Origin of the sequence: Pantoea sp. GD03673 (assembly GCF_029844725.1) — a bacterium.
Lineage (GTDB): Bacteria > Pseudomonadota > Gammaproteobacteria > Enterobacterales > Enterobacteriaceae > Pantoea.
In genome coordinates this window covers 1-21,490 of record NZ_JAOCKJ010000017.1, presented here as the reverse complement: position 1 = coordinate 21,490, position 21,490 = coordinate 1, and the positions used below count along the sequence as shown (strand labels likewise).

Sequence of the window (21,490 nt, the reverse complement as noted above, 5' to 3'; positions counted from 1 at the left end):
CTAATAAAGTGTTCTCGCCTGATTAAATTCAGGCGAGAGCTTTTGCATCTCTCTCTTAATCAGAATATTTAGAGGAAAAAATGCTAATACACTTAACACCTTCTTTCTTTTTAAATTACTCCAATATCTCTGTTAACTTAATTGATGTCGAAATCCCTGAATTAGGTCTGCACCTTCATGCTGAAAGAGATATTACCGTCCGATTCCCGTCACCTAATAAACGCCTGCATTACATCTGCCGTAAAAAAGGACGCAAAGCTATTCACGGTATTCTGCTGAATACGGACACTGACATGACGGACATAACCGTGATAACCCGCTGGGCCGTTCAGGGTGAGGTGTCCGTGCACCGCGTGCATATGCACATCGTCGGCGATGACGATGCAGTAACGGACGTTATTCACTTGTGGAGCGGCGTTTTCAACACCCCCTTCCGGGATAAAACCCCGGCTGAGGCCAGAAACTGGATACCGGCATCCTGTCAGCCCCGCCTGACCGTGAACGCTGGCGACAGGCCGTCCGCACGCGAACCGGCTATCTGGCGTCGTGCCGATCCGGCCGGGATTATCCGACAGCAGACCGAATACTATACCGCCGCTACCGTAGAGCCTGAACGCCTGCTTTCTCCTGTGCGTAGCAATAACCGGTTACCGGCACTGGAAGACGCGTTTGACTGCAAAGTACGGGAATGTTCGGACACGCTGCGCGTCCTGTATCCCTTCCCGGGCGTAACCGTTTGCCCACTGACGGAGCATGAGGAGCTTATTGAAAACGACCTGAAAGAGATCGGAAAGCTCGATGCGTTTACTTCGATCATTCAGCCCGTTCTGCAGGAAGTTCGCACGGTGTGTCCGGTGTTTTTCACCAACACGACCAACCTGATGAACTACATCCGAAGATTTTCCACGCGTTTTAGCGCGCTGAGTGACGCCGATCAGCAGTTTGTTGAAGACCAGATTAATCAGCCATTGTTTCAGGTTTCAGTCAGCTGAGACCGCCCGCCGCACAGCCTGACGCGCCCTGCGTCTGGCGGAGGAGGCGGAACATCACGTCAGCCCATCCGGGCACGTTCGCACCGTAAGTAAACCCCGCGCAGCTTTCTGCCTGGCTTTCGCCTGCCCGCAGCCCTGCGCGCCTGTCTCTGTTTCCACATAAAGGACTTTCAATGAGCCTCAACGCCCGCGACTTTACCCAGGGCGGCCAGGTGATGAAATACATGATCGGCATGTTTGTGCAGATCATGAATATCGCCTCCTACTGGGTCGTGCTGTTTTCTGCACTGGTATTTTTCAGTTGGATGCTGCTGCGCCTTACGATGCAGGAGTTCATTCACGGCAGCGCCTACTGGCTGGTTAAGTGGTTTGTCATGCCACTGTCGAAATTCTCTGGCGGTAATTCTAAAAGCGGCTGGACCTTTCATTTCCAGCGGCCGGACGGTGAAGTGGTAGCGTTCAAACACACTGCTCAGCAGGTGATGAATGATCCGTACTTTGTGCAGATGGGTGAGAGCGTTAAAGACGCCGCGTTTTACGGGTGGGGGATTGCAACGTTCTGCTTTGTTGCATCCATCCTCGCTATTACCTGGTTCCTTGGCAACAAAGGTGCGAAACAGCGTGAGAGCGAGCTTACTGGCGGTCGCATTCTTGCGACAAGCCCTGCTGTCGTAAACCGCCTTCTCAAAAAGGCTGGCGTGATGTCGCCGCTCAGCATCTGCGGTTTGCATATCGTCAAAGACTCAGAGATGCAGAACTTTGGCTTTCACGGCACCGTCGGGTCAGGTAAGAGTACAGCACTGAACGATCTGCTGCGCCAGCTGCGCGAGCGCGGTGATCGCGTCATTCTCTATGACAAAGGTAACAACTTTATCCCGACCTTTTTCCGTCAGGATAAAGACAAGATCCTCAATCCATTTGACGTGCGCTGTCCGTTCTGGGACCTGTGGGAAGAGTGCCGGACGGTGGGTGACTTTGAAAACTTCGCCACCTCGCTGTTGCCCGACAGCAGCGGCAGCAGCGATCCGTTCTGGGTCCTCTCAGCCCGTTCGCTGTTTGTGGCCACCGCGCGGCGCATGGCCCGCGAAAAGAACCGCAGCATCGGTGAGCTGCTGAAAAAACTCATGTCCATCAGCCTGGCGGACCTTCGCCAGTTTCTTGAGGGTACGGACGCGGCTAACCTGGTTGACGGCAGTATCGAGAAAACCGCGATGACCATCCGCACCATTCTCACCACCTACGTTCGCTCACTGCGCTACCTGCAGGGACTGGATGAACAGGGCCGACGCCCGTTCAACATTCGCGACTGGCTGCATACCGAGGATGCGAGCGGTGATAACCCGTGGATTTTTATTTCCAGCGACGGCCAGAACCACAATGCGCTGAAGCCGCTTCTGAGCGCGTGGCTCTACATGACCATGTCCGGGATTCTCGGCCTGAAGGCCGACCGCAACCGTCGCATCTGGATCTTCCTGGACGAGCTGCCGTCCCTGCACAAGCTGCCCATTCTGCCGGAGTTCTGCGCCGAGGGCCGTAAGTTCGGTGGCTGTACCGTTGCCGGCCTGCAGAACTTCCCGCAGCTGGAAGAAACATACGGAACCAACTCGGCTAAATCCATCTGGGACCTGCTGAACACCCGCGTCTTCTACCGCGCGCCCAGCGGCTCAATTGCGGACTGGGTACAGAAGGAAATCGGCGAACAGCGCCATAAGAAGTTCAAGGACCAGTACAGCTACGGCATCGACATCATCCGCGACGGCGTGCAGTTCTCCAAAGATGAGATTAACGAGTTCCTGGTCAGCTATTCCGACGTTCAAAGCCTCAATGACCTGGAGTGCTACATCACCCTGCCAGGTGAATGGCCGGTTGTTCGTATGAAGCTGCCCTGGAAGCCCTACAGGGAAATCGCGGAAGGCCGCATCCCCCGGGACGTCGAAGACGTGTTTGATCCGGACATCGAGGCGACGCTGGCGGGCGAAGCCAGCGACAACCAGGCAGGCCAGATTGTCGGGCGGCTGTTTGGTGATGCGACTGAAGCGGAAACGCCTGCAGATGAGCAGAATGCCGGCAACGCCGGGGATACTGCGGGTGCGGAAAACACAGCGGCATCGGCAGCAGGTGCGACGGCACCCGTCGAAACGGCATCAGGTTCGTCAGCACAGTCAGCGCCGGATGAGGCCGGCGGACGCGTAACAGCACTACCGCCACCCGCAAATCCAGCCGTTCCTGCAGCACCAGCACCAGCGCCAGCCGCCGCGCCTCCTCCCACACAGCCCGCAGCGGAGAATTCTCTGCAGCAGGTGGACATTGTTAAACATCGCGACTTCGACCCTGACGATCGTTTCTGAGGTACATCATGCTGTCAGTCTCTTCAGTCAAAAACGCCGGCAAAGCCGGCGCTTACTACACCAATGAAGATAACTATTACTTCCTCGGGGAGCAGTCCACGGAGTGGTACGGCACGGGCGCAGAAAATCTGGGCCTTGAGGGCCCGGTTTACCGCGATACCTTCGTGGCAGTGCTGGAAGGCCAGCTGCCGGACGGTACCGACATGCGTCGCATGGAAGGTGGTGTCAACAAACACCGCCCGGGCTATGACCTGACCTTCTCCGCCCCTAAAAGCGCGTCTGTGCTCGCACTCGTGACTGGCGACACCTTCCTGGTGGATGCCCATAAAGAGGCGGTACGACGCACGCTGGACGAGGTGGAAAAGCTGGCGACCACGCGCACCATGACCGACGGCATCACTGAAATGGAGAAAACCGGCAACCTGGTGATCGCAACCTTCATGCACGATACCAGCCGCAATCTTGAACCTCAGATGCACACGCACGCCGTTGTCGCCAACGCTACGCTGTCAGAAAACGGCTGGAAAACCCTTTCCACTGACATCAACGGCAAACAGGGTTTTACGGACGTGGTGTGGAACGAGCAGGTCAGCATCGGTGCTCTCTATCGCGGCCATTACCGCTCCATCATTGAACCGGCGGGCTACCAGACGGAAGACACCGGGCCGCGCGGGGAGTGGGATATCACCGGTGTGCCGGTGAAGCCTTTTTCCTCGCGTCGCCAGGACATACTCGATAGGGTCGGCGAAAACGCGACGGCGAAGCAGAAGAGCATGGCCGCGCTGGATTCCCGACAGGCCAAGCACTTTGAAGACCCCGAAACCCTGCGTGAGCACTGGCAGTCGGTGCTGAAGGATACCGGGTTTGATGCGCAGACGTTCAGGGAAGAGCTGGCGGAGCGGCGTCAGCAGCGTGAAGCCGAAAGCGCCGGTCAGGAAAAAAAAGCCGCCACGCCGCCGGTGCTGGAGGGCGCAGTGCGCGAGGCTATCGAGCGGCTGTCGTCTAAAAGCGTACGCGTCACTTACGACGACGTGATGACCAGCGTGCTCAACCACATCCCGGTCGCCCCGGGTGTTTACGGGCAGGCCCGCAGCGCCGTCGATAATGCCATCGGGCGTGGCCAGCTGATTGCCGTGGACAAGAACCAGACGCTGTTCACCACCGCTGCCCACGTCCGGGATGAAGCGCGGCTGGCGCAGCTGGCTGCCGGGCTCGCGGAGAAGCGCGGAGGGCTTGTGGTGCCAGCCGGTGAAAAGGGCGTGCTGGCCCAGGTGGCCGACGCGGACCGGGCAGTGTCGCTCATCGATGTACGCGGGGGCACGCAGTTCGTCAGCGACCTCAACAGCAGCATCATGGCGATGGCCAAAGAGAGCGGGAGGCCGCTTGTTGTTGTGGCGGCCGACGGAGCCGCGCGCAAGCGCCAGCTGGCCACCTTCGGGGACAGGCCCGGGGTAACGCTCATGACTGCCGAAGAGATGACTGCGGCCGAATTGCCGGCGCGACCGCTGGTCCTGGTTGCTGAGTCCGAGCGCTTTAACACCTCCGGTCTGCACGACGTGCTGAAGACGGCGGCGCAGCACGATGGCACCACGCTGGTTACTGACACGCATGCGCGGCGTACGGCGGGCTTTGCCTCCGAGGTGCTGAGCAGTGCGGGGGTGAAGCAGTTCACCGCCACGCCTAAGACCGAGAACGTGCGCGTGACGATGGTGCAGAAGGACACCGTTGAAGACCGGCTCAGTGTGGCGGCGCGCTACTTCGCACATGAAAAGGCGCAGGGACGGGTTGTGTCGCTGCAGGCGGGCAACGCGCGCACACGCGACCAGCTCACGTCCCGGGCCCGTGAGGTCCTGACCGAAGAGGGACAGCTCGGGCGGGTGCTGGGCGAGGCCACGGTGCGGGTGCCGGTGTGGCTGGACGCCAGCAACCGCAACGACCGCAGCGTGTACCGCGCAGGCATGGTGCTGGAGCAGCACGAGGGGCAGGGTCAGAAGTCAGTGTTCACCATCACGGGGGTCAGCGAGCGTCACAACCTGCTGACCCTGAAAGATGAAAAGGGCCAGACGCAGGGGGTGAGCATCAGCAGCATCGACAGCCATTACCGGCTTTACCGGGAGAAAAAGCTGGAGCTGCGCGAGGGCGAGCAGCTGCGCGCCACGGCCGATATCGGCAGCCGCGCCAGCAGTGGCGAGCGGCTGACCGTCACCGGCGTGAAGGAAGGGCGCTGGCTTTTTAAAGACACCATCACGATGGAAAACTCAAAGGGCGATCGCGTGAAGCTCGACCGTAACGCGCCGCTCTACGCGGACTACGCCTACGCCGAATCTTTTGGCTCCACCCGACGCACAGAGGGAAGCGTGGTGGCGGTGCTGGCAGGCAAGGAGGTAAATGACGCGACTGTGAACATGCTGCGCCGCAGCGGCTCAGACGTGATCGCATTCACCCCGCTGGATGAGGCGACTATCGGCCGCCGGCTTGAGGAAAACCGGCCGGTTGTCAGCGTAACGAAGGGCATTAAGTCGCTATCGGGCGAAAGTGACCTGACCGACGCGCTGCGCGAGCTTGAGTCCCGGAAGATGTCCCAGCCGGAGCGCGCGATGAGGCTGGCCATCGAGAAAGCGACCGGCACCGACGTGACGTTCACGGGCGTCCGGGCGCTGGCCGGGGTGATAAACGCCGACCGCAGCATCACGCCGGCGCGCGCGGAGGAGGAGCTGTCACGGCTGGTGCAGCGCGGCGAGATTCTCGAACTCAGCGCGGAGCAGGGCGCGGCCGGGAAGTACATCTCCCGCGAGAACTTTGAGAACGAGGTGTCTATCCTGCGCTACGTCGCCGAAGGGAAAAACAGCGTTAAGCCGCTGCTGGCTGGCGGCCTGAGCGAGGAGAAGGCCGCGGGACTGACGGAGGGCCAGCGCGAAGCGGGCAACCTCATCCTGACCACCCGCGACCGCTTTACCGCCATCCAGGGCTACGCCGGGGTGGGGAAAACCACGCAGTTTCGCACCGTGGCGGCGGCGCTCGCCGCCGCAGAGGACGCGCCGGACATTCGCGGCCTTGCACCCACGCACCGGGCGGTCAGTGAGCTGTCCGGCGCGGGTATTCCGGCGCAGACCATTGCCAGCTTTCTCAGCGAGAGCAGCCAGTGGCAGGCAGCCGGGCAGGCGCGCGACTTTCGCAACACCGTGTTCGTTATCGACGAATCCTCCATGAACGGCAACGCCCAGATGGCCTCCCTGATGAACGTGATCGCCGAAGGCGGGGGCCGCGCGGTGCTGAGCGGTGACCAGGACCAGCTCAAGTCGCTGGAGTCCGGCGCACCGTTCGCGCTGGCGCTGGAGCGCAGCGCCGCCGACGTGGCGGTGATGAAGGAAATCGTCCGGCAGATCCCGGCGCTGAAGCCTGCCGTAGAGGCTGTCATCGCCGGTAACGTACGGGAGGCGGTGCGCATCTCGGCGGAAAACAGCCCGCAGAGCGTGCCGCGCCAGCCGGGCGCATACGTTCCGGAGAGCAGCGCAATGGACGGCAAGAGCCTGGCGCAGGCAGGGCCTGCAGGCGCAGGCGGGGAGGCCGAAAAACCTGATCTGACCGGCATGATTGCCGACGACTACGCCGGCCGGACGCCGGAGGCGCGTGACAACACGCTTATCGTGGCGGAGCTGAACGCCGACCGCGAGGCTATAAACGACGCGGTTCACGCGCGACTTCAGGATCAGGGCGCGCTGGGTGACGGTGTCACGGTGCCGCTGCTGGTGCGCGTGAATAACAGTAACGCCGATCTGGGCCGTCAGACGTTCTGGGAAGAGCAGGCAGGCAACGTGGTACGCCGGGGCGAGCAGTATTACCGGGTCGGCGAAACCGACGCGGAGAGCGGCGTGGTGCGTATGGCCGGGCTGGACGGTACAGCAGACCGCTGGATCCGACCCGCCGAGTTGCGCAAGGAGGAGGTAGCCGTATTTAAGGAAGTGCAGCGGGAAATCAGCCCCGGCGAAAAAATCCGCCTGACGGCAACGGACCGTGACCGCAACCTGCGCGCCAGCGACATGGGAGTGGTCACCGGCGTAACGGAAGACGGAAAAATCACGCTCGATACCGGTGATCGCCAGCTCTCTTTCGATCCAGCCGGGCAGTACGCCGACCGCCACATGGACTATGGCTATGCCGTCACGACCTACAGCTCACAGGGCGCGTCGGTGAAGTACCTGATTGGCCTGTTTGGTGAGGAGGGTGCACGGAAGATGATGGCCGCACTGGACAGCACCTACGTGCAGCTTTCCAGGGCAAAAGAGCACGTTCAGACCTACTTCGACAACATGTCCGGGTGGGCCAGTCGGGTGGAGAGTAAAAGCGGCCGGCGACAGACGGTGCACGACGTGCTTATGCGTGCGGAGGACGTACGGGCAGGTCGGGAAATACAGGCGTGGGATAAGAGCCTGCCGGTGTCCGGTACACGTCTGGCAGACCGGGTCGATCAGGACCTGACGGCGGACGCACGGTTTATGGCGGGGAAAACGCCGGAGATGCTCTGGCCGGTCATTAACGAGCACGGCCGGCAGCGCGGAAACTGGCACGTTCCGGTGTCGCCCTCAAGCGGGGAGGTAAATTTTTCAGCCGCCCACTATGAAGGGGCCGCGGACGGCAGCCGTATTGTTCTGCAGCGCGGAGAAAAGCACGGAAAGGTGCTGGAAGCCGCGGACGTAGCGGAGGCGCTCCAGCTGATGAAGGACAACCCGGACAGTCCGGTAGTCCTCTCTGCTGACCACAGTGAACGTTCAGTCGATAAAGGCGCTCCTGCAGAAGCAGCAACGGCCACATCGGGCGGTGAGGAGCTGGACCGCCGTGAAGCCGAGGCGCTGGAGAAAGCTGTCAGGGCCGCACATGGAGAGGAGGAGAAAGAGCCGGAACCTGTCGTGCAGGATGACGCGCGAAGCGCCCAGGATGACAGGGAAAGTGAACGCGAGGCGGCGCTGGCGGCGGCGCTTGAAGAGCTGCAGGAAGAGGAGGCATTTGATTACCGCGACTACGACCTGTCGCCGGAGCGGGAGGAGCGCTCCGCAATGATGAACGATGAAGTCAATGTAATGCGCCACGAGCGCAGTGAACCTGAGCCGGAGTTTGGCCATAAACCTCAAAAAACCCTGGAGTAGCCCTATGACATTACTTCTGATTGCGACCACCGTGGCCGTTTCCCTGATGATGCTGGCGGCCTGGATGCCTGAGTTCAGATCAAAAGGCGCACTGCTTCGCCGCTGGAGTAAAGGGGGCGGAGAGCCTCGCTGCAGTGAAGCTGTGCAGAGCATAGTAGACGCGTTCATTCAGGATTTTTCTGACACACATATTCTGAGCGATGCCGAAACAGCGCGCATCCGGGATATGAAAACCCGCCCAGGCATGATGCCGGTGACCCTGTTGCTGCATCCGCAGCTGGTGACACGGGAAAAAGGACGCTTTGCTCGCGGGCGAAACCTTACCGCCGTGTTTGTGGCTACAGGCATAAGCGCGCTTATCATGCCGCCGCTGGCGGGTATGGCCATGCACAATATGAGCCTGTGGCTGCTGCCCTTTCTGAATACGGCGGTATTTTTTGCCGGCCTTCAGCTGCTGCGTTACGCGTATTCCGACCTGGTCCTGCTGAACGTGCTGGTTACCGGCAAGGCAGACTGAACAAACGGCCTGCCGCCCTGCGGTTGGCCGGTCCCTCGCGTCCAGGATTGAAAATCCCGCACGCTCACGACCCCCGGAGAACCCTCATGAAAGTCATTCTTGTGCCACTGCTCCTGAGCAGTCTGACGCTACTGTCGCCTGCCGGGCACGCCAGCGGCGCGCCCGGCGTCAGCGTCGGTTTTTCCCCGGAAGGCAGCGCTGAAGCACTGGTGCTCGGCGTCATTGACCGCGCCCAGGCCGAAATCCGGCTTGCCGGCTACAGCTTCACGTCCCCTGATGTGGCGACTGCTCTGGTCAGGGCAAAAGCGCGCGGCGTTGACGTTCGCGTGGTGCTTGATGAAAAGGCGAACCAGAATCGCAAAAGCCAGGTGGCCATAAACGTGCTTACGGCGCGTGACATTCCTGTCCGACTGAATGGCCGGTATGCAGCCCTGCACGACAAATTTATCATTGCCGACGGGCGCACGGTCGAAACCGGCAGCGTCAACTACACCCGCGCGGGCGCCCGGTACAACAGCGAAAACGCGCTGGTCATCGAAGGTATGCCGGAACTTGCCGATTGTTATCTTCAGCACTGGCAATCCCGCTGGGACGCCGGAACAGACTACCGACTGCCGTACTGACAGCCGCAGCTTATCGTCCGTAACGCCGGAGCAGTCAGTTCGCCAGCAGCTGCTCAGGTATCACAAAGAAAGGGCATTACTGATTTGGCTTATGGTATTCTGCGGAAAGTCTTATTTTGCAGCAGGGTACGAGCATGAGCCCCCGTGATTCAGTAACATCAGCCCCCGCAAAGAAACTCACCCGCAGCCGGCAGAATCCCACATCTGACAATGAGCGAGCAAAAGCTTACCAGGCCAGAAAACGGGAAACTCATAAAGAGATAAAAGTCTTTATCAGAGCTGAGATTAAACAGGCGCTGATAAAGCTCTGCGAAGCTGATGGCCTGACGCAGGCAGAGGTTCTTGAACGTCTTATCGAGAACGAAACCGGGCGTAGAAAATAGGATGTGAAGGGTTCACTTTAATGCTGAACGCTTCATCAGGTGATAGATTACGGACAGTTAAGAATTTATGGCTGGCCACGCCGTAAGGTGGCAGGGATCTGAGGCGGTATGACCAAATCAGAAAAGTAAAAACCCCGCTAATCCCTTGAGTTTGGCGACCACAGGATTAACGGGGTTTCAGTATCGTTCTGCACAGGATTATTGCCCTGTGCAGGGAGTATAGATTTATGGCCAGAAAAAGACAATCCGTTCTGGGCTTACTCCGCCTGCGCAATATAAGCGCAGGCAGGCATGTTTAAGCAGATACCCTTCACTACATCATCACGACCTGACAAACGCCACCGTGGCGATCATTCCACCGCCTGCAAATGCTCTAATCCGGAGTGGTTTGCACCGAAAAATTACAGACGTCTTCCCGGTCAGATGGGGCACGCCATGAGCCGGCTAGTAGCCAAAGACAAGCGCACAGGCAAAATGACGCTGCGCCAGCGCATGTCCCGGCATCCCTATTTTGTCCACCTTCGTGATGCTGCAGGCCGGAAACGTGATTTCCGGCCGGAAAAGCAGGCGCTGTATGACGCAATGTGGCCGCTCTGCGTGCAGCGCGCAGATTTGGCCACGTCAGTGGTCACCTTTAACGGCAGCAAACTGGCTGATGAGCTGAGCCCGAAAGATGAAAATGGCGACGTCATTCCGGAAACTCGCGTTGAACCCAGCCGGATATCCCGCCTGTTTGAAGAATGGGAGCGCTACGGCCTGATAGAGCGTCCAGATCTGGAAATGGACCCGGTGACGGGTTACTGCATGCCGCGACATATCGTGCTGACCGATCAGTTCTGGCAGCTGTGCGGCATCGATATGAATAAGTTTCTCGCGGAGCGCAATGAGCGTCTCGCTGCTGAGGCTGATGGCATCATTGATCCAGGCACGCACGCCTCAGTACGCGCCGCCCGCCGCCGCTGGTATGAAAATATGCGCATGGCCACGCTGATAAGCCGTCGCGAAAAAGCTTTAAAGCAGAAGCGCCACAAGCGCCTGAGTAAACTGCCGCTCGATGACAGGCGTAACGCGATGGCCAAGCTGCTGCGCACGCGTCCGGCTCACGTCTGGCGCAATCTTCCGACTGAAGACTTTGACCGCCTGGTCTGGAAGTGTCTGCGACAGCTGGAGCTGGGGCTCGACTATGAGCCCGTACTCCCTGAAATACCCGATATAGTCCACTGACACGACCTACCTTTTTAACCGCCTTGACTGGCGGTAAAGTCGTTTGTGCCGGGCACTGAACGCCCTTTTCTGCGCCGGCATTTCCTCGGAAATTCACGAATCGTGGCTGCAAAGCAGCGTGCCGCTTTTTTTAACCACAGTTACCCGCAATTAATATCAGCAGGTTACAGGCAATCATAATCAGCGCTACGCGCAAAATAGTCCTGACTTACGTCAGAAAGAAATAATCAAAATAACTAATAAGGTTTTCATACCGGCATTTTGCGTGGATAAGTTTAATGCCTTCGCTTGCAGCGGCCACACGCGACCGCGCCGCTCAGAATTAAAAGACTGAGGTAGCTCCCGCCGGCAAGCGGCGGGCAGAGCGCGTTAGTTACAACACCCAATAGTAACACTATTAACCCCGTTCCGAGCAGAACCGTATAACCCGAGCCCCTCTCCGGCCTGACCTGAGCCGGTCCTGAAACCCGGTTGCCCCCACTGACCAGCCGCCGCCGCCCGGCCCGAAGGGCCGGAACTGCAGTGGCTGTAATGGATGGTGTAACTAATCCTCTAAGTTTTACTGTTCATAATGAACAGTAAACCTAAGACCCCGGAAATCACGCCCTGTACGTCGCTCTGCGCCGTCCAGCCCGCTCACCGGGGCTTCGGGATTAGATTAACGTTATCGTCGCTTTGAGGCCGTCTGGCTTAGCAGGAAGGGGTTGGGTAGCGCCATATATCAGGCCGTAACCGGCTGCGCCGGGCGTACGGCGCCGTCTGACCACTGTACTCTGCCCGGACATCATCTGGCGCCTCCATGCCGCCTGGCGGCATTCAGAGCCTGGCTGCGCACTGCTCATCAGCCTCGTTTACTTTATGTCTGTATAAACTAACTGAACTGAATGTCCGCTTCGTGCCAGAAGCGGACGTTCAAAAAAGCTGGCTTACCATTTTTTATTGGGCATAGCGTCAGTCTTCTGGCCCGTAAAGAGTTAAATCTGCCTTTAGGGGCGGGCGATGCAGCCAATGTCAGCCACAGCATCTCGTGGAGAATTACATTCGAGCCCAAAAAAATGATCGCGCCAGCAAAAGAGTAAAAACTGATGCCACTCAGAGCCAGAGCAGCAAGGTATGTAAAAAATGCATGTCAACGCAGTTATGGAGGTGTGAACAAGCTCATCATACGCATCCATAAAAAATTTCAGGAAAAGGAATAAAAACTGCATTAGTGCATTTGACGTAACTGATGCACGTAATGAACTATTGAGCCTGCCCGGTGAAGCACAGCATGAGAATCCTCGATTTTTCTCATGCTGATAAGCATTAAGCCCTGAAGGAACGTATGAATGCACCATCCGGGAGAGTAATGCACAAAATAAAAGACAGGGATTTTTTTGTCGGGCGAACTTCGTTTTATCGGGGTTCCCCTTTACCGGTAAAAATCTCTGCAATACCAGGTTTTTTCACTTCAACTAACGAGGTTTAAGATGAGTATTAATCCCTACGGTGCCGATCTTTTTACAGCGTTTTATAACTCAAACGATGCAGACATTGCTTCTCAATTAGTTAACGAGCGTCTGTCTGATTCATTTCAGGATCATTCGCCTGTATTTGGCGCAAAACCTGATAAAACAGGGTTTGAGAACAGCGTGCGCTTTATTAATAAAGCTTTCCGGCAGGTTTATCATGTTGACCGGATGATTGAACAGGGTGATACCGTTGTCGCAATCTGGCATGCAGAGGTAGAGCATACGGGACAGTTTCTTCATTTGCCGGCGACAGGCCGTCATTTTTCTCTTAACGGCATTACTGCCTATTCTCTTGAGAATGGAAAAATCAATGGTCACTGGGAGCAGTTTGATCAGCTTTCAATGCTCCAGGCGCTCGACATCATCCCTAAACTGGTAAGTTGATTAGCTGAGACTGCAGACATTCAGGGGTAATCTCAGACATGAGTGAAGAGTCATGTCACCCAAAACGCATCGCTGTGTGATAATTTATGATTCAGGTGCTGGCGCCAAAAACTTTAGGTCAGATACATATGTTGAAATGTAACCTGCCATCATGCGGTGTGGCGAGATTTCTCATTTTACTTGATGGTCCCTGGGCAACGTTAATTGTCAGAGAATTGCTGCGTGGTCCTCAGCGTTTTAGCGAATTACGTACATCACTAACTGGTATCAGCGCGCATACACTCACCCACCGTTTGCGACGCTTTGAAAAGAGCGGATTGGTCATGCGTACCGCTTATGCTGAAACACCACCCAAGGTGATTTATGAACTGACGGAATTGGGTAAATCACTGGAACCGATTCTGCTGACCATGAATAACTGGGGACAGAACATTCCAGACGACGTACTCAGGTCCGCAATAGTTAATGATAACGAGATGTGAGCCAGGACTTTAAAACTGACATACCGAAATAACCAGGTTAATCACAGACACCTGCAACTGGCTGCTGAATAAAAATCAGTAACGGCCTGCTTTTGCGGGATAGAATTTATGAGGCAATGTCTGAGATTAATGGTGAATCAGAAATAAATTTATGGAGGTACAGGCGCCTGAAAAGTGAAAAAATTACGTGATGTTTTAATCGCAAGAATTATTTATTTAAATACGTCCTGATTATAAGCAATCGTTTTGATGTGACGTCATTCCCACGTGCACTTTTTTAAATGTGTCCGATAAGTCACGCCACAACTCACTTTATGAAAGAGAGATCAGAAATGAAAATTGCGCTAATAGCACCAACAGGAAAAATCGGATTTGAGATTGCCAGGGAAGCACTGCGTCAGGGACATACTGTTACAGGTATTGTCAGAACAGGTCGCCCTGTTCCCGAAGAGCTGCAAGATGTCAAATTTGAAGTCGCTGATATTTATGATACGGCTTCGTTTGGAAAAGTCATTCACGGGGCTGATGTTCTGGCCAGTGCTTTTGGCGTCCATGGCGAGCACATTGGTGAACTGGTGGGAGCCGCCCAATCCATAATCAGTGCAGCCCGTGCTGCAGATATCAAGCGTGTCATCGTTGTGGGTGGCGCTGCAAGTCTTGAAGTCGCACCGGGTGAAAAGCTGCTCAATGCCCCTTACTTTCCATCAGATTACTATCCTTATGGCCTGGCTCATGATGAGGCTTATAAAATTTATCAGACCGCAGATGACTTAGAATGGACGTTTTTCTCCCCTGCCGCGGAGATTAGTCCATCGGAGAAAACAGGCGACTACCAGACTGGTGGTGGTAGCCTATTGAAAGGCGCTGATGGTCTAAGTCGGATCTCATATGCAGACTATGCTGAAGCGTTCGTGAATGAAATTTCACAAAGAAACCACATCAGAAGTATCATGACTGTCGCGCATCGCTGACATAATTAAGGGAGCCGGGGATTTACGTCCTCCCGGCTCCCTCACACATTACGCCTGTATTCATCAATAATCACAGTTACACTTCCCCACCGGCAATTTCTGATTAAACATTCGGTGATATTTGTCCATCCCACCAGCCTGGTCTGACAATACGCGATCATTCAGCAAACTATTATTATGTGCTCGCCCTTCGGCGTGAATAACTTTTTTACGAAGGTCATCTGTTCGTAAAGAATCAGTTATTGGCGAAGATACAGTCTATCAGAGGCTTACTGTTTTACAGATCAAGGTCTGAAAGGCCCGGATGATCGTCCGGACGGCGTCCCAGTGGCCAGAAAAATTTGCGCTCACTTTCTTTAATTGGCATGTCATTGATTGATGCGAAGCGTCTTTTCATAAGTCCGTCAGCTTCAAACTCCCAGTTTTCATTGCCGTAAGAGCGGAACCAGTTACCCGAATCGTCGTGCCATTCGTAGGCATAACGAACTGCTATGCGATTGCCGCCAAATGCCCAGAGTTCTTTGATTAGGCGGTACTCATGCTCTTTTTTCCATTTGCGCTCAAGAAAGCCCTGGGCTTCGTCACGATTTTTTGCAAATTCAGCCCGGTTACGCCATTTAGTATCCAGAGTGTAGGCCAGTGCCACTCTTGCAGCATCCCGTGTGTTCCAGCCATCTTCGGCGAGGCGTACCTTCTCTGTCGCTGTTGCCAGAGTAAACGGCGGTAATGGTGGACGTGCCTGTGATCCCGTCATTTAAAGACTCCTGTAATCATTGTTTAAAATTCAGAGTGGTTTTATACCGGACTTACGGAGAGACCTGCTTAAGCAGCATCTGCGCAATTTCTCTCGCGTTATCTGCAGCATCAGGATCCCCTATGACATAAGATGTCGTAATTGCTCCCTCAATGAGAATCAGCAACTTTCTGGACAAATCTTCCGGATGTTGAATATTCAGCTGTTTTGAAAGTTCGCCGACATAATCCAGCAACTTTTGTTTATGCATCTTTGCTAACTGGCGAACGGGGTCCTCGGGATCACCCGTTTCTCCGGCTGTATTGATAAACGCACAACCACGGAAACCCTCAGATTTAAACCAGCTGTTGAGCACCGTAAATATATTCAGGATACGATCCTGTGGCGTATTGCCTTTATCTGTCTCTGTTCTGAACCAATACATCCATCGCTCGTCGCGCACACTCAGTGCGGCAGTTGCAATGTCCTCCTTACCTGAAAATTGTCGATAAATACTTTTCCTTGCCACTCCTGAGGTCTTAACAATAAGGTCCATGCCAGTGGCATGAATACCGTTCTTATAGATAAGCTCTTCAGCAGTTTTAAGGATCTTTTCACGGGTATTGCCTGACGTCATGTTCATGACGAGAAGGTAGAATGATTGTTCTACCCCTGTCAATAAGTTTTGCATCATTGAAGTTTCTAATGACAATAATTCTTAGTAAATGCTTTTAATAACAGTGAGTTAATTCAGTATCAGGCACAAGCCTGATTTACTTTGATGAGAAACCGATGAAGGCAGCTGCACAAAGGTAAAAAGTCAGACGAGCTAGTCTACGCGCACAGTGGCTGTAACATAAGCCGGGGTAGCTGGCTTGCGTAATGGATGGATTAACTCCGTATAAAAAGGATGAGAAGTACTGCTGAAATGATGATGCCGGCCTGTTGGAGGGGTTTTGATGACATTTTGCGTATATCAGTTATAAGAACAATGCATCCCTAAAGCGCGGCGAAATAATGGCTGATGGAGTGTCCAATGCATAAATATGAAGGTCCGCTGATCGCTCATAGCGGACTCTTTAGGCTCGCTATCGGTTTGTAGTAGTACCGTTGAAAACCTCTTAATAAAATGATTTCAAATGAGCGTATTGGAACAGTCTTTGATTGTTTCAGGAGCGAAACCTTTTCCAGCTGTTCTTAAAATCATAGGCGACAACCCTTCTGGAGACAACTGATGTCAAAATACCTTCTTCCTGTAGCCGGTGCTGTGTGCCTGGCATTGCTCAGCCAGTCCGCACTCGCTGCGGATTTTACCCTGTCCAGTAAAGAGCTTGGTTCAGGCCGCTTCGCGAATACTCAGCTACTCAGCGAGTCTTACGGATTCGGCTGTGCCGGAGAGAATAAATCGCCGTCCTTCACGTGGTCAGGTGCACCGGCCGGAACAAAAAGCTTCGCGCTGCAGATCTACGATCGTGATGCACCCACAGGCCTGGGCTGGGTCCACTGGCAAGTAGTGAATATTCCTGCAGATGCAAAATCGATCCCGTCGGACATCGCAAAAGACAATACAGGCCTCCCGGCAGGAACAATCCAGACGCGCACCGACTTTGGTGTGCCCGGATACGGTGGCCCATGCCCGCCAAAGGGCCAGACGCATCGTTATGTGGTCACGCTCACTGCGCTCAAAGTAGATAAAGTGCCCAATATTACCGCTGATTCCACACCGGCCATGGTCGGCTTTATGACCAGGGCAAACTCGCTAGGTGAAGCAAAAATTCGCATCACGCAGGGGCGTTAAAGCCAGTTACGGGTCAGGCTTGCACTAACTGCTCAGTGTTTTTTAACGTTCGAACCTGACCCGGACAAAACCCAAACCGGCTACGAAACCGCGCCGAAAATTTTGAAGGGCTAATATAGCCTACCTCATAGGCTATCTGTATGACTGATAAATCAGTAACCTGCAGTAGCGTCAGGGCCCGGCACATGCGCACATCTGCAATAATTCGCGAAAACGAGCTACTTTCCGCCGAAAGCCTGCGCCTCAGCGTGGCTTCAGACATCCCCAGTTGCCTGGATACATCGTTGATATTCCATGCATATGACATATCCGAAGACACGAGCCTTCGGATTTTATTTCCGATTCCGCTCCGTTGAAAATCTCCGAAGTAGATGCCGTATTCATCCAGCCAGCTGAGCATCTCCCGCATGCGGGCTATAGCAATAGATTCAGGAATGTCTGCTGAATCCGTAAATATCTCTCTGGTATGATAAAAAGCGCGGCGGAAGCTTTCACTGGCCCCCCCTAATTTATGCACCTCGGTGACAGGAGCGGCATTGCAGTTTGTACAGGTATAACCTGTGACAATACTGATGTTGAAGCTGAGCCAGTCAGCCTCGTAACTACCGTCTATTGTCGGTATATTGGTGATATCGAATGACTCACCCCCACCCACAATGACCGCTTCTCCGGCATTGATGACCAGTTCCTTCCCCGCCGCGCATATGCATTTACTCCCCTGACGAACCAGTATGACAGTGGGTTCATCAATAATAATATTGCGCGCAAGCAGCGGCTGAACCTGATGAACGTGCGCGGTGCTGCCGATTCCGGCCCTGACTATGATACTCCTTTCTGCCATCCTGCCTCCCGTCAAGAGACCGACTAACTGCCAGTCTCATCATCTGTCAGATTGCTGGGTTAGCGCTTCAGGGTCTGATTCTGATAGCCCAGTTTTTCCACGTGAATACGTATGCTATCGCCCTCTTTGAGCCACACCGGTTCGGGTTTCATGCCAAGACTAACGCCAGCGGGTGTTCCCGTGGCAATCACGTCTCCCGGGAGCAACGTCATATAGTGACTGACATAGGAGACTATCTCGGCGACGCTGAAGATCATCTGAGAAGTATGGCTGAACTGCCGCCTTTCACCGTTAACTTCCAGCCAGATAGACAGGTTCTGCGGATCACAGACTTCATCCCGGGTGACGATATACGGACCCATCGGACCAAATGTGTCGCAGCTTTTAGCCTTGTCCCACTGCGATGACTGAAACTGAAATCCGCGGTCAGACACATCATTCACAATGCAGTAGCCGGCAACGTACTCCAGCGCATTCTCCTGGCTGACCTGCTTTGCCTTGGTGGCTATCACAATCCCAAGCTCAGCTTCCCAGTCGAGTTTGGTTGAGTGCGGAGGAATAATGATGTCGTCGTCAGGACCATTGATACAGCTTGGTGCCTTGAAAAACACAACCGGCTCATCAGGTATAGGAAGGTTGGCCTCCAGAGCGTGGTCACGATAGTTCAGGCCGATAGCCACAAACTTGGAGACCGTACTGAGCGGTGGCCCGAGGCGCGGGTTGCCCGGAACAATGGGAAGGCGTAGAACATCCTCCTCGCTGTTGAATGCGTTAAGCACAGTCGTCAGCGTCCCGGGTGTCACATCGCTGACAATGCCGGATAAATCGCGTAGCTGAAGGTTACTGTCAAAGACACCGGGCTTTTCAAAGCCAGCATCACCATATCGACAAATTTTCATACAGACCTCATTGCGGGTTCAGAGGGGATAACTGTAAATAGCCCAAGGGAGTTGCACCTTGTTCTCTCCACCGGAGAGCATCGGGATACGGTTGAGTTGCGTGGACGGAAAATTAACACGGTTATCTGGACCAACGGAGAGGGCGATAGGCCAGATAATCCGATCATCCCGCACCAGAGGTGTAATTACCCCGGCGGGATTCATCACAGATGACACCGTTATTTTCAGCATCGGTAAGGTAGATATTGCCGGCTTTGTCGCGACACATGCCAGCAACCCAGATACCCACTTCCTGATAAACTGATATACCGGCTGCAATTTCGTCTTCACCGCAGGAAAATCAGTGATGAGATCGAAGTCAACCCTGAAGATGCGCGCGCCAAAAAGACACATGAACAGCAGCGTCTGGTTATCCTGGTGAATTTCCAGCAAGTCGTTATGGATATACATGGGCTGCCCGTTCTGAAACGTCACTCTGCGCCCTTCAATAACTGGAACGTCTGCGGTGCGGCAGCGCATCAGCGGATGGCCAGCCAAGATCCTTCGGTAAGAATTATCGCGAAGGTCAATGACATAAAACGAGCCTTCGCGTGACTCGGTCATAATGGCGTAATGGCGACAGAAGCGAATGTGGACAAGCCGGGTGCCGGAATGGGCATCTTCAGGCCTAAACACAATCGTCCTTCTGGTTTCGCCGGTCTCAATGTCCAGCTCAATGAGTTTTACAACCCCTTCAATGGCATTGCTAAATCAGGCGCCGCGGCATCAAGTACCCAGAGACTTCCCTTCCCGTCACTGAAAATGCTGTTTACGTCCACAAAGTGTTTCAGCGGATCGCCTCGTCCGTCCCATTCATTCCACGCATTGTCAGGAAAGGGCTCCCAGCTGCGGTCTTTCAGTATTTCCACCACGCCTGGCGTGGGACCGCTCCACCAAGGCATGCTTGCAAACAAGCGCCCGCATTCCGTTGTCATTACGCCATTTCACAAATATTTATCTGAGGTAGAGACCTCTTGAATGTGAGCCGTCATAATATGCCAGAAAGATGATTAAACACTACAAAATAGATTTTCTTTCATAAAATCTATTTTGTAAATGATAATTTATTACCCTCGAAGGAAACAGTGACGCTATGAACGAAAGCCTCGCATCCAGAGACAGTCTGACTCAGACGACTTACTCCCGCCTGCGCGACGCCCTACTTTCATGCCAGCTCGTCCCGGGAGCGCGTGTTAACACTAAAGAGCTTGCCGAAGCGCTGGATACCAACGTAGGTGCTATCCGCGAAGCGCTCTCCCGCCTGACGTCAGAAAATCTGGTGATCGCAGAGCCGCAGAAGGGGTTCCGCGTCACGCCCGTCTCTCTTGCAGACCTGCTTGACCTGACTGCAACCCGAAAGCTTATCGAGTGCGAATGCCTTAGCGAATCTCTCGCACATGGAGATGTGAACTGGGAGGGAGAGATCCTGTCAGCCTTTCATCTTCTGGCTCGTTACGGCAACGGCGATGACGAATGGCCCGGAACGCCTGAATGGAATCGCCGCCATAACCGGTTTCACGATGCCCTGACGTCAGCCTGCCCAAACACCTGGCTGCTTCGTATGCAACGCATGCTTTTTATCCAGAATGAACGCTACCGCATCCTTTCCGTCAATATGACACGCGGTGAGAGAGATCTTAACGCCGAGCACAAGGCGTTAATGGAGGCTGCGCTCAGCAGAGATACAGAGCAGATAAAACGGCTTATGCAGGAACACATTCAGAAAACGACCGACGTTGTGATAAAGCTGTTCGATGAACACGGTATGCTGATGCTTCACGGATAACTGAGTGATACGGGACAGGGTTTGCACGTTTCTGGCGGGTGAACCCTGCCGAATTCATCCAGACTCATAAGGTTTGTTAAAAAAGGAACCCTTATAAAAAAGAAATACCTCTCTGGATGCCTGTTTGCGTTGTTTGCCATTAATGGCTGGGCTGCACAATCTTATGTATTGGATGATGTCCGCCTTATCGACGGTTTGGGAAAGCCATCGCAGGAACACATGCGCGTTGTTGTTGACGGGCAGTACATCAGTGCGGTCGGCCCTGCCTCCTTTGTGGCTATTCCCAAAGATGGCGAAGTAAAAAACTACGTGGGAAAATCCGTTTTACCCGGATTAATCTCCGATCATGTCCACCTGGCTCAGTATCAGGCCGCTACTCCTTACCCGGATGCATATACCCGCGAAACAGCCCCTGATGTTTCCAACTGAGGTGGGGGAGAATAACGTCTTCTGCTACGGACGCACGCCGTGGGGCAGCGTCATTGAACTGATTTCTTTGCCTTCAAAGCTGCCGTATGAAGACCATACCTCTCTGCGCCGATGGAAGCCCTGAGTGTAAACGGGTGCGCCAGTGCAGGCGTACCCGTAAATACTGAAGGTCCGCTTCTCGCTCAAAGCGGACCTTGCAGCACGTATGTCCGCTTTGTGCCAAAGTTACGTAAGGAAGGAATTAAGCCATCCCGTAGGATGGCTTATGAGATACTGTTACTGAGATGACAGACCTCAGAAATGCGCCGACAGCACGCCGTTTACAGACATATAAAAGAAGCACTTAACGGAAATTTTAACCAGCGTTTGTGCGGAACACGCTAACA

18 protein-coding genes and 1 pseudogene are annotated in these 21,490 nt (G+C 54.6%); 14 read left to right on the top strand and 5 right to left on the bottom strand.

What is annotated here, in order from left to right:
* The first annotated feature begins 80 nt into the window (after positions 1 to 80).
* The 10 genes from N5J69_RS20945 (at position 81) to N5J69_RS20900 (ending at position 14,579) form a co-directional block, all read left to right on the top strand.
* A complete protein-coding gene (locus tag N5J69_RS20945; RefSeq protein WP_279772468.1) occupies positions 81 to 992 on the top strand; it encodes a DUF6012 family protein in 912 nt (303 codons plus the stop codon).
* Positions 993 to 1,165: 173 nt separating this feature from the next.
* Positions 1,166 to 3,340, top strand: coding sequence for a type IV conjugative transfer system coupling protein TraD (gene traD, locus N5J69_RS20940; RefSeq protein WP_052259273.1), 2,175 nt, complete (start codon positions 1,166 to 1,168; stop codon positions 3,338 to 3,340).
* Positions 3,341 to 3,348: 8 nt separating this feature from the next.
* Entirely contained in the window at positions 3,349 to 8,484 is a 5,136-nt protein-coding gene (gene traI, locus N5J69_RS20935; RefSeq protein WP_159222863.1) for a conjugative transfer relaxase/helicase TraI, read from the top strand.
* A 4-nt stretch (positions 8,485 to 8,488) separates the two neighbouring features.
* Positions 8,489 to 9,001, top strand: coding sequence for a hypothetical protein (locus tag N5J69_RS20930; RefSeq protein WP_039390284.1), 513 nt, complete (start codon positions 8,489 to 8,491; stop codon positions 8,999 to 9,001).
* 86 nt (positions 9,002 to 9,087) lie between these two features.
* Entirely contained in the window at positions 9,088 to 9,624 is a 537-nt protein-coding gene (locus tag N5J69_RS20925; protein ID WP_159222865.1) for a phospholipase D family protein, read from the top strand.
* 134 nt (positions 9,625 to 9,758) lie between these two features.
* A complete protein-coding gene (repA, locus tag N5J69_RS20920) occupies positions 9,759 to 10,007 on the top strand; it encodes a replication regulatory protein RepA (RefSeq protein ID WP_039390291.1) in 249 nt (82 codons plus the stop codon).
* A gap of 291 nt (positions 10,008 to 10,298) precedes the next feature.
* Positions 10,299 to 11,231, top strand: coding sequence for a plasmid replication initiator RepA (gene repA, locus N5J69_RS20915; RefSeq protein WP_159222866.1), 933 nt, complete (start codon positions 10,299 to 10,301; stop codon positions 11,229 to 11,231).
* 1,469 nt (positions 11,232 to 12,700) lie between these two features.
* Complete coding sequence (locus N5J69_RS20910) at positions 12,701 to 13,126, top strand: ester cyclase (RefSeq protein WP_115763932.1); 426 nt, start codon at positions 12,701 to 12,703, stop codon at positions 13,124 to 13,126.
* A gap of 86 nt (positions 13,127 to 13,212) precedes the next feature.
* Positions 13,213 to 13,608 (top strand): helix-turn-helix domain-containing protein, encoded by a 396-nt coding sequence (locus tag N5J69_RS20905; protein WP_236566368.1) that lies wholly within the window; start codon positions 13,213 to 13,215, stop codon positions 13,606 to 13,608.
* Between the two features lie 332 nt (positions 13,609 to 13,940).
* Positions 13,941 to 14,579: an NAD(P)H-binding protein gene (locus tag N5J69_RS20900; RefSeq protein ID WP_067437282.1), complete on the top strand. Its 639-nt coding sequence runs from the start codon at positions 13,941 to 13,943 to the stop codon at positions 14,577 to 14,579.
* A 277-nt stretch (positions 14,580 to 14,856) separates the two neighbouring features.
* Here N5J69_RS20900 and N5J69_RS20895 read toward each other — a convergent pair whose 3' ends face one another.
* Both N5J69_RS20895 and N5J69_RS20890 read right to left on the bottom strand, forming a co-directional pair.
* Positions 14,857 to 15,333, bottom strand: coding sequence for a nuclear transport factor 2 family protein (locus N5J69_RS20895; RefSeq protein ID WP_067437284.1), 477 nt, complete (start codon positions 15,331 to 15,333; stop codon positions 14,857 to 14,859).
* Positions 15,334 to 15,385: 52 nt separating this feature from the next.
* Positions 15,386 to 15,955 carry a TetR/AcrR family transcriptional regulator gene (locus N5J69_RS20890; protein WP_159223855.1) on the bottom strand — a complete coding sequence of 190 codons (570 nt, stop codon included), beginning with the start codon at positions 15,953 to 15,955 and terminating at the stop codon, positions 15,386 to 15,388.
* A 591-nt stretch (positions 15,956 to 16,546) separates the two neighbouring features.
* Between N5J69_RS20890 and N5J69_RS20885 the strand changes: the two genes are divergently transcribed.
* On the top strand, positions 16,547 to 17,110 hold the full coding sequence (locus N5J69_RS20885; RefSeq protein WP_109653986.1) for a YbhB/YbcL family Raf kinase inhibitor-like protein: 564 nt from the start codon (positions 16,547 to 16,549) through the stop codon (positions 17,108 to 17,110).
* 13 nt (positions 17,111 to 17,123) lie between these two features.
* Here N5J69_RS20885 and N5J69_RS20880 read toward each other — a convergent pair whose 3' ends face one another.
* The 3 genes from N5J69_RS20880 to N5J69_RS20870 are packed head-to-tail and all read right to left on the bottom strand — an operon-like array spanning position 17,124 to position 19,525.
* Positions 17,124 to 17,951 (bottom strand): helix-turn-helix transcriptional regulator, encoded by an 828-nt coding sequence (locus N5J69_RS20880; RefSeq protein ID WP_029571202.1) that lies wholly within the window; start codon positions 17,949 to 17,951, stop codon positions 17,124 to 17,126.
* Between the two features lie 59 nt (positions 17,952 to 18,010).
* Positions 18,011 to 18,850 (bottom strand): fumarylacetoacetate hydrolase family protein, encoded by an 840-nt coding sequence (locus N5J69_RS20875; RefSeq protein WP_029571201.1) that lies wholly within the window; start codon positions 18,848 to 18,850, stop codon positions 18,011 to 18,013.
* Positions 18,851 to 18,868: 18 nt separating this feature from the next.
* Positions 18,869 to 19,525, bottom strand: coding sequence for a hypothetical protein (locus tag N5J69_RS20870; protein ID WP_159222867.1), 657 nt, complete (start codon positions 19,523 to 19,525; stop codon positions 18,869 to 18,871).
* 457 nt (positions 19,526 to 19,982) lie between these two features.
* On the opposite strand from N5J69_RS20870, the gene N5J69_RS20865 reads away from it, so the two are divergent.
* From N5J69_RS20865 to N5J69_RS20855, 3 genes and pseudogenes are all read left to right on the top strand, one after another.
* The gene (locus N5J69_RS20865; protein ID WP_029571199.1) at positions 19,983 to 20,675 is read left to right on the top strand and encodes an FCD domain-containing protein; all 693 of its coding nucleotides are present in this window, start codon (positions 19,983 to 19,985) and stop codon (positions 20,673 to 20,675) included.
* Positions 20,676 to 20,804: 129 nt separating this feature from the next.
* Positions 20,805 to 21,104, top strand: coding sequence for a hypothetical protein (locus tag N5J69_RS20860; protein WP_072005119.1), 300 nt, complete (start codon positions 20,805 to 20,807; stop codon positions 21,102 to 21,104).
* Positions 21,076 to 21,228, top strand: a pseudogene (locus N5J69_RS20855) (VOC family protein); the annotation flags it as partial. The gene N5J69_RS20860 and the pseudogene N5J69_RS20855, both read left to right, overlap by 29 nt.
* Positions 21,229 to 21,490: the final 262 nt, after the last annotated feature.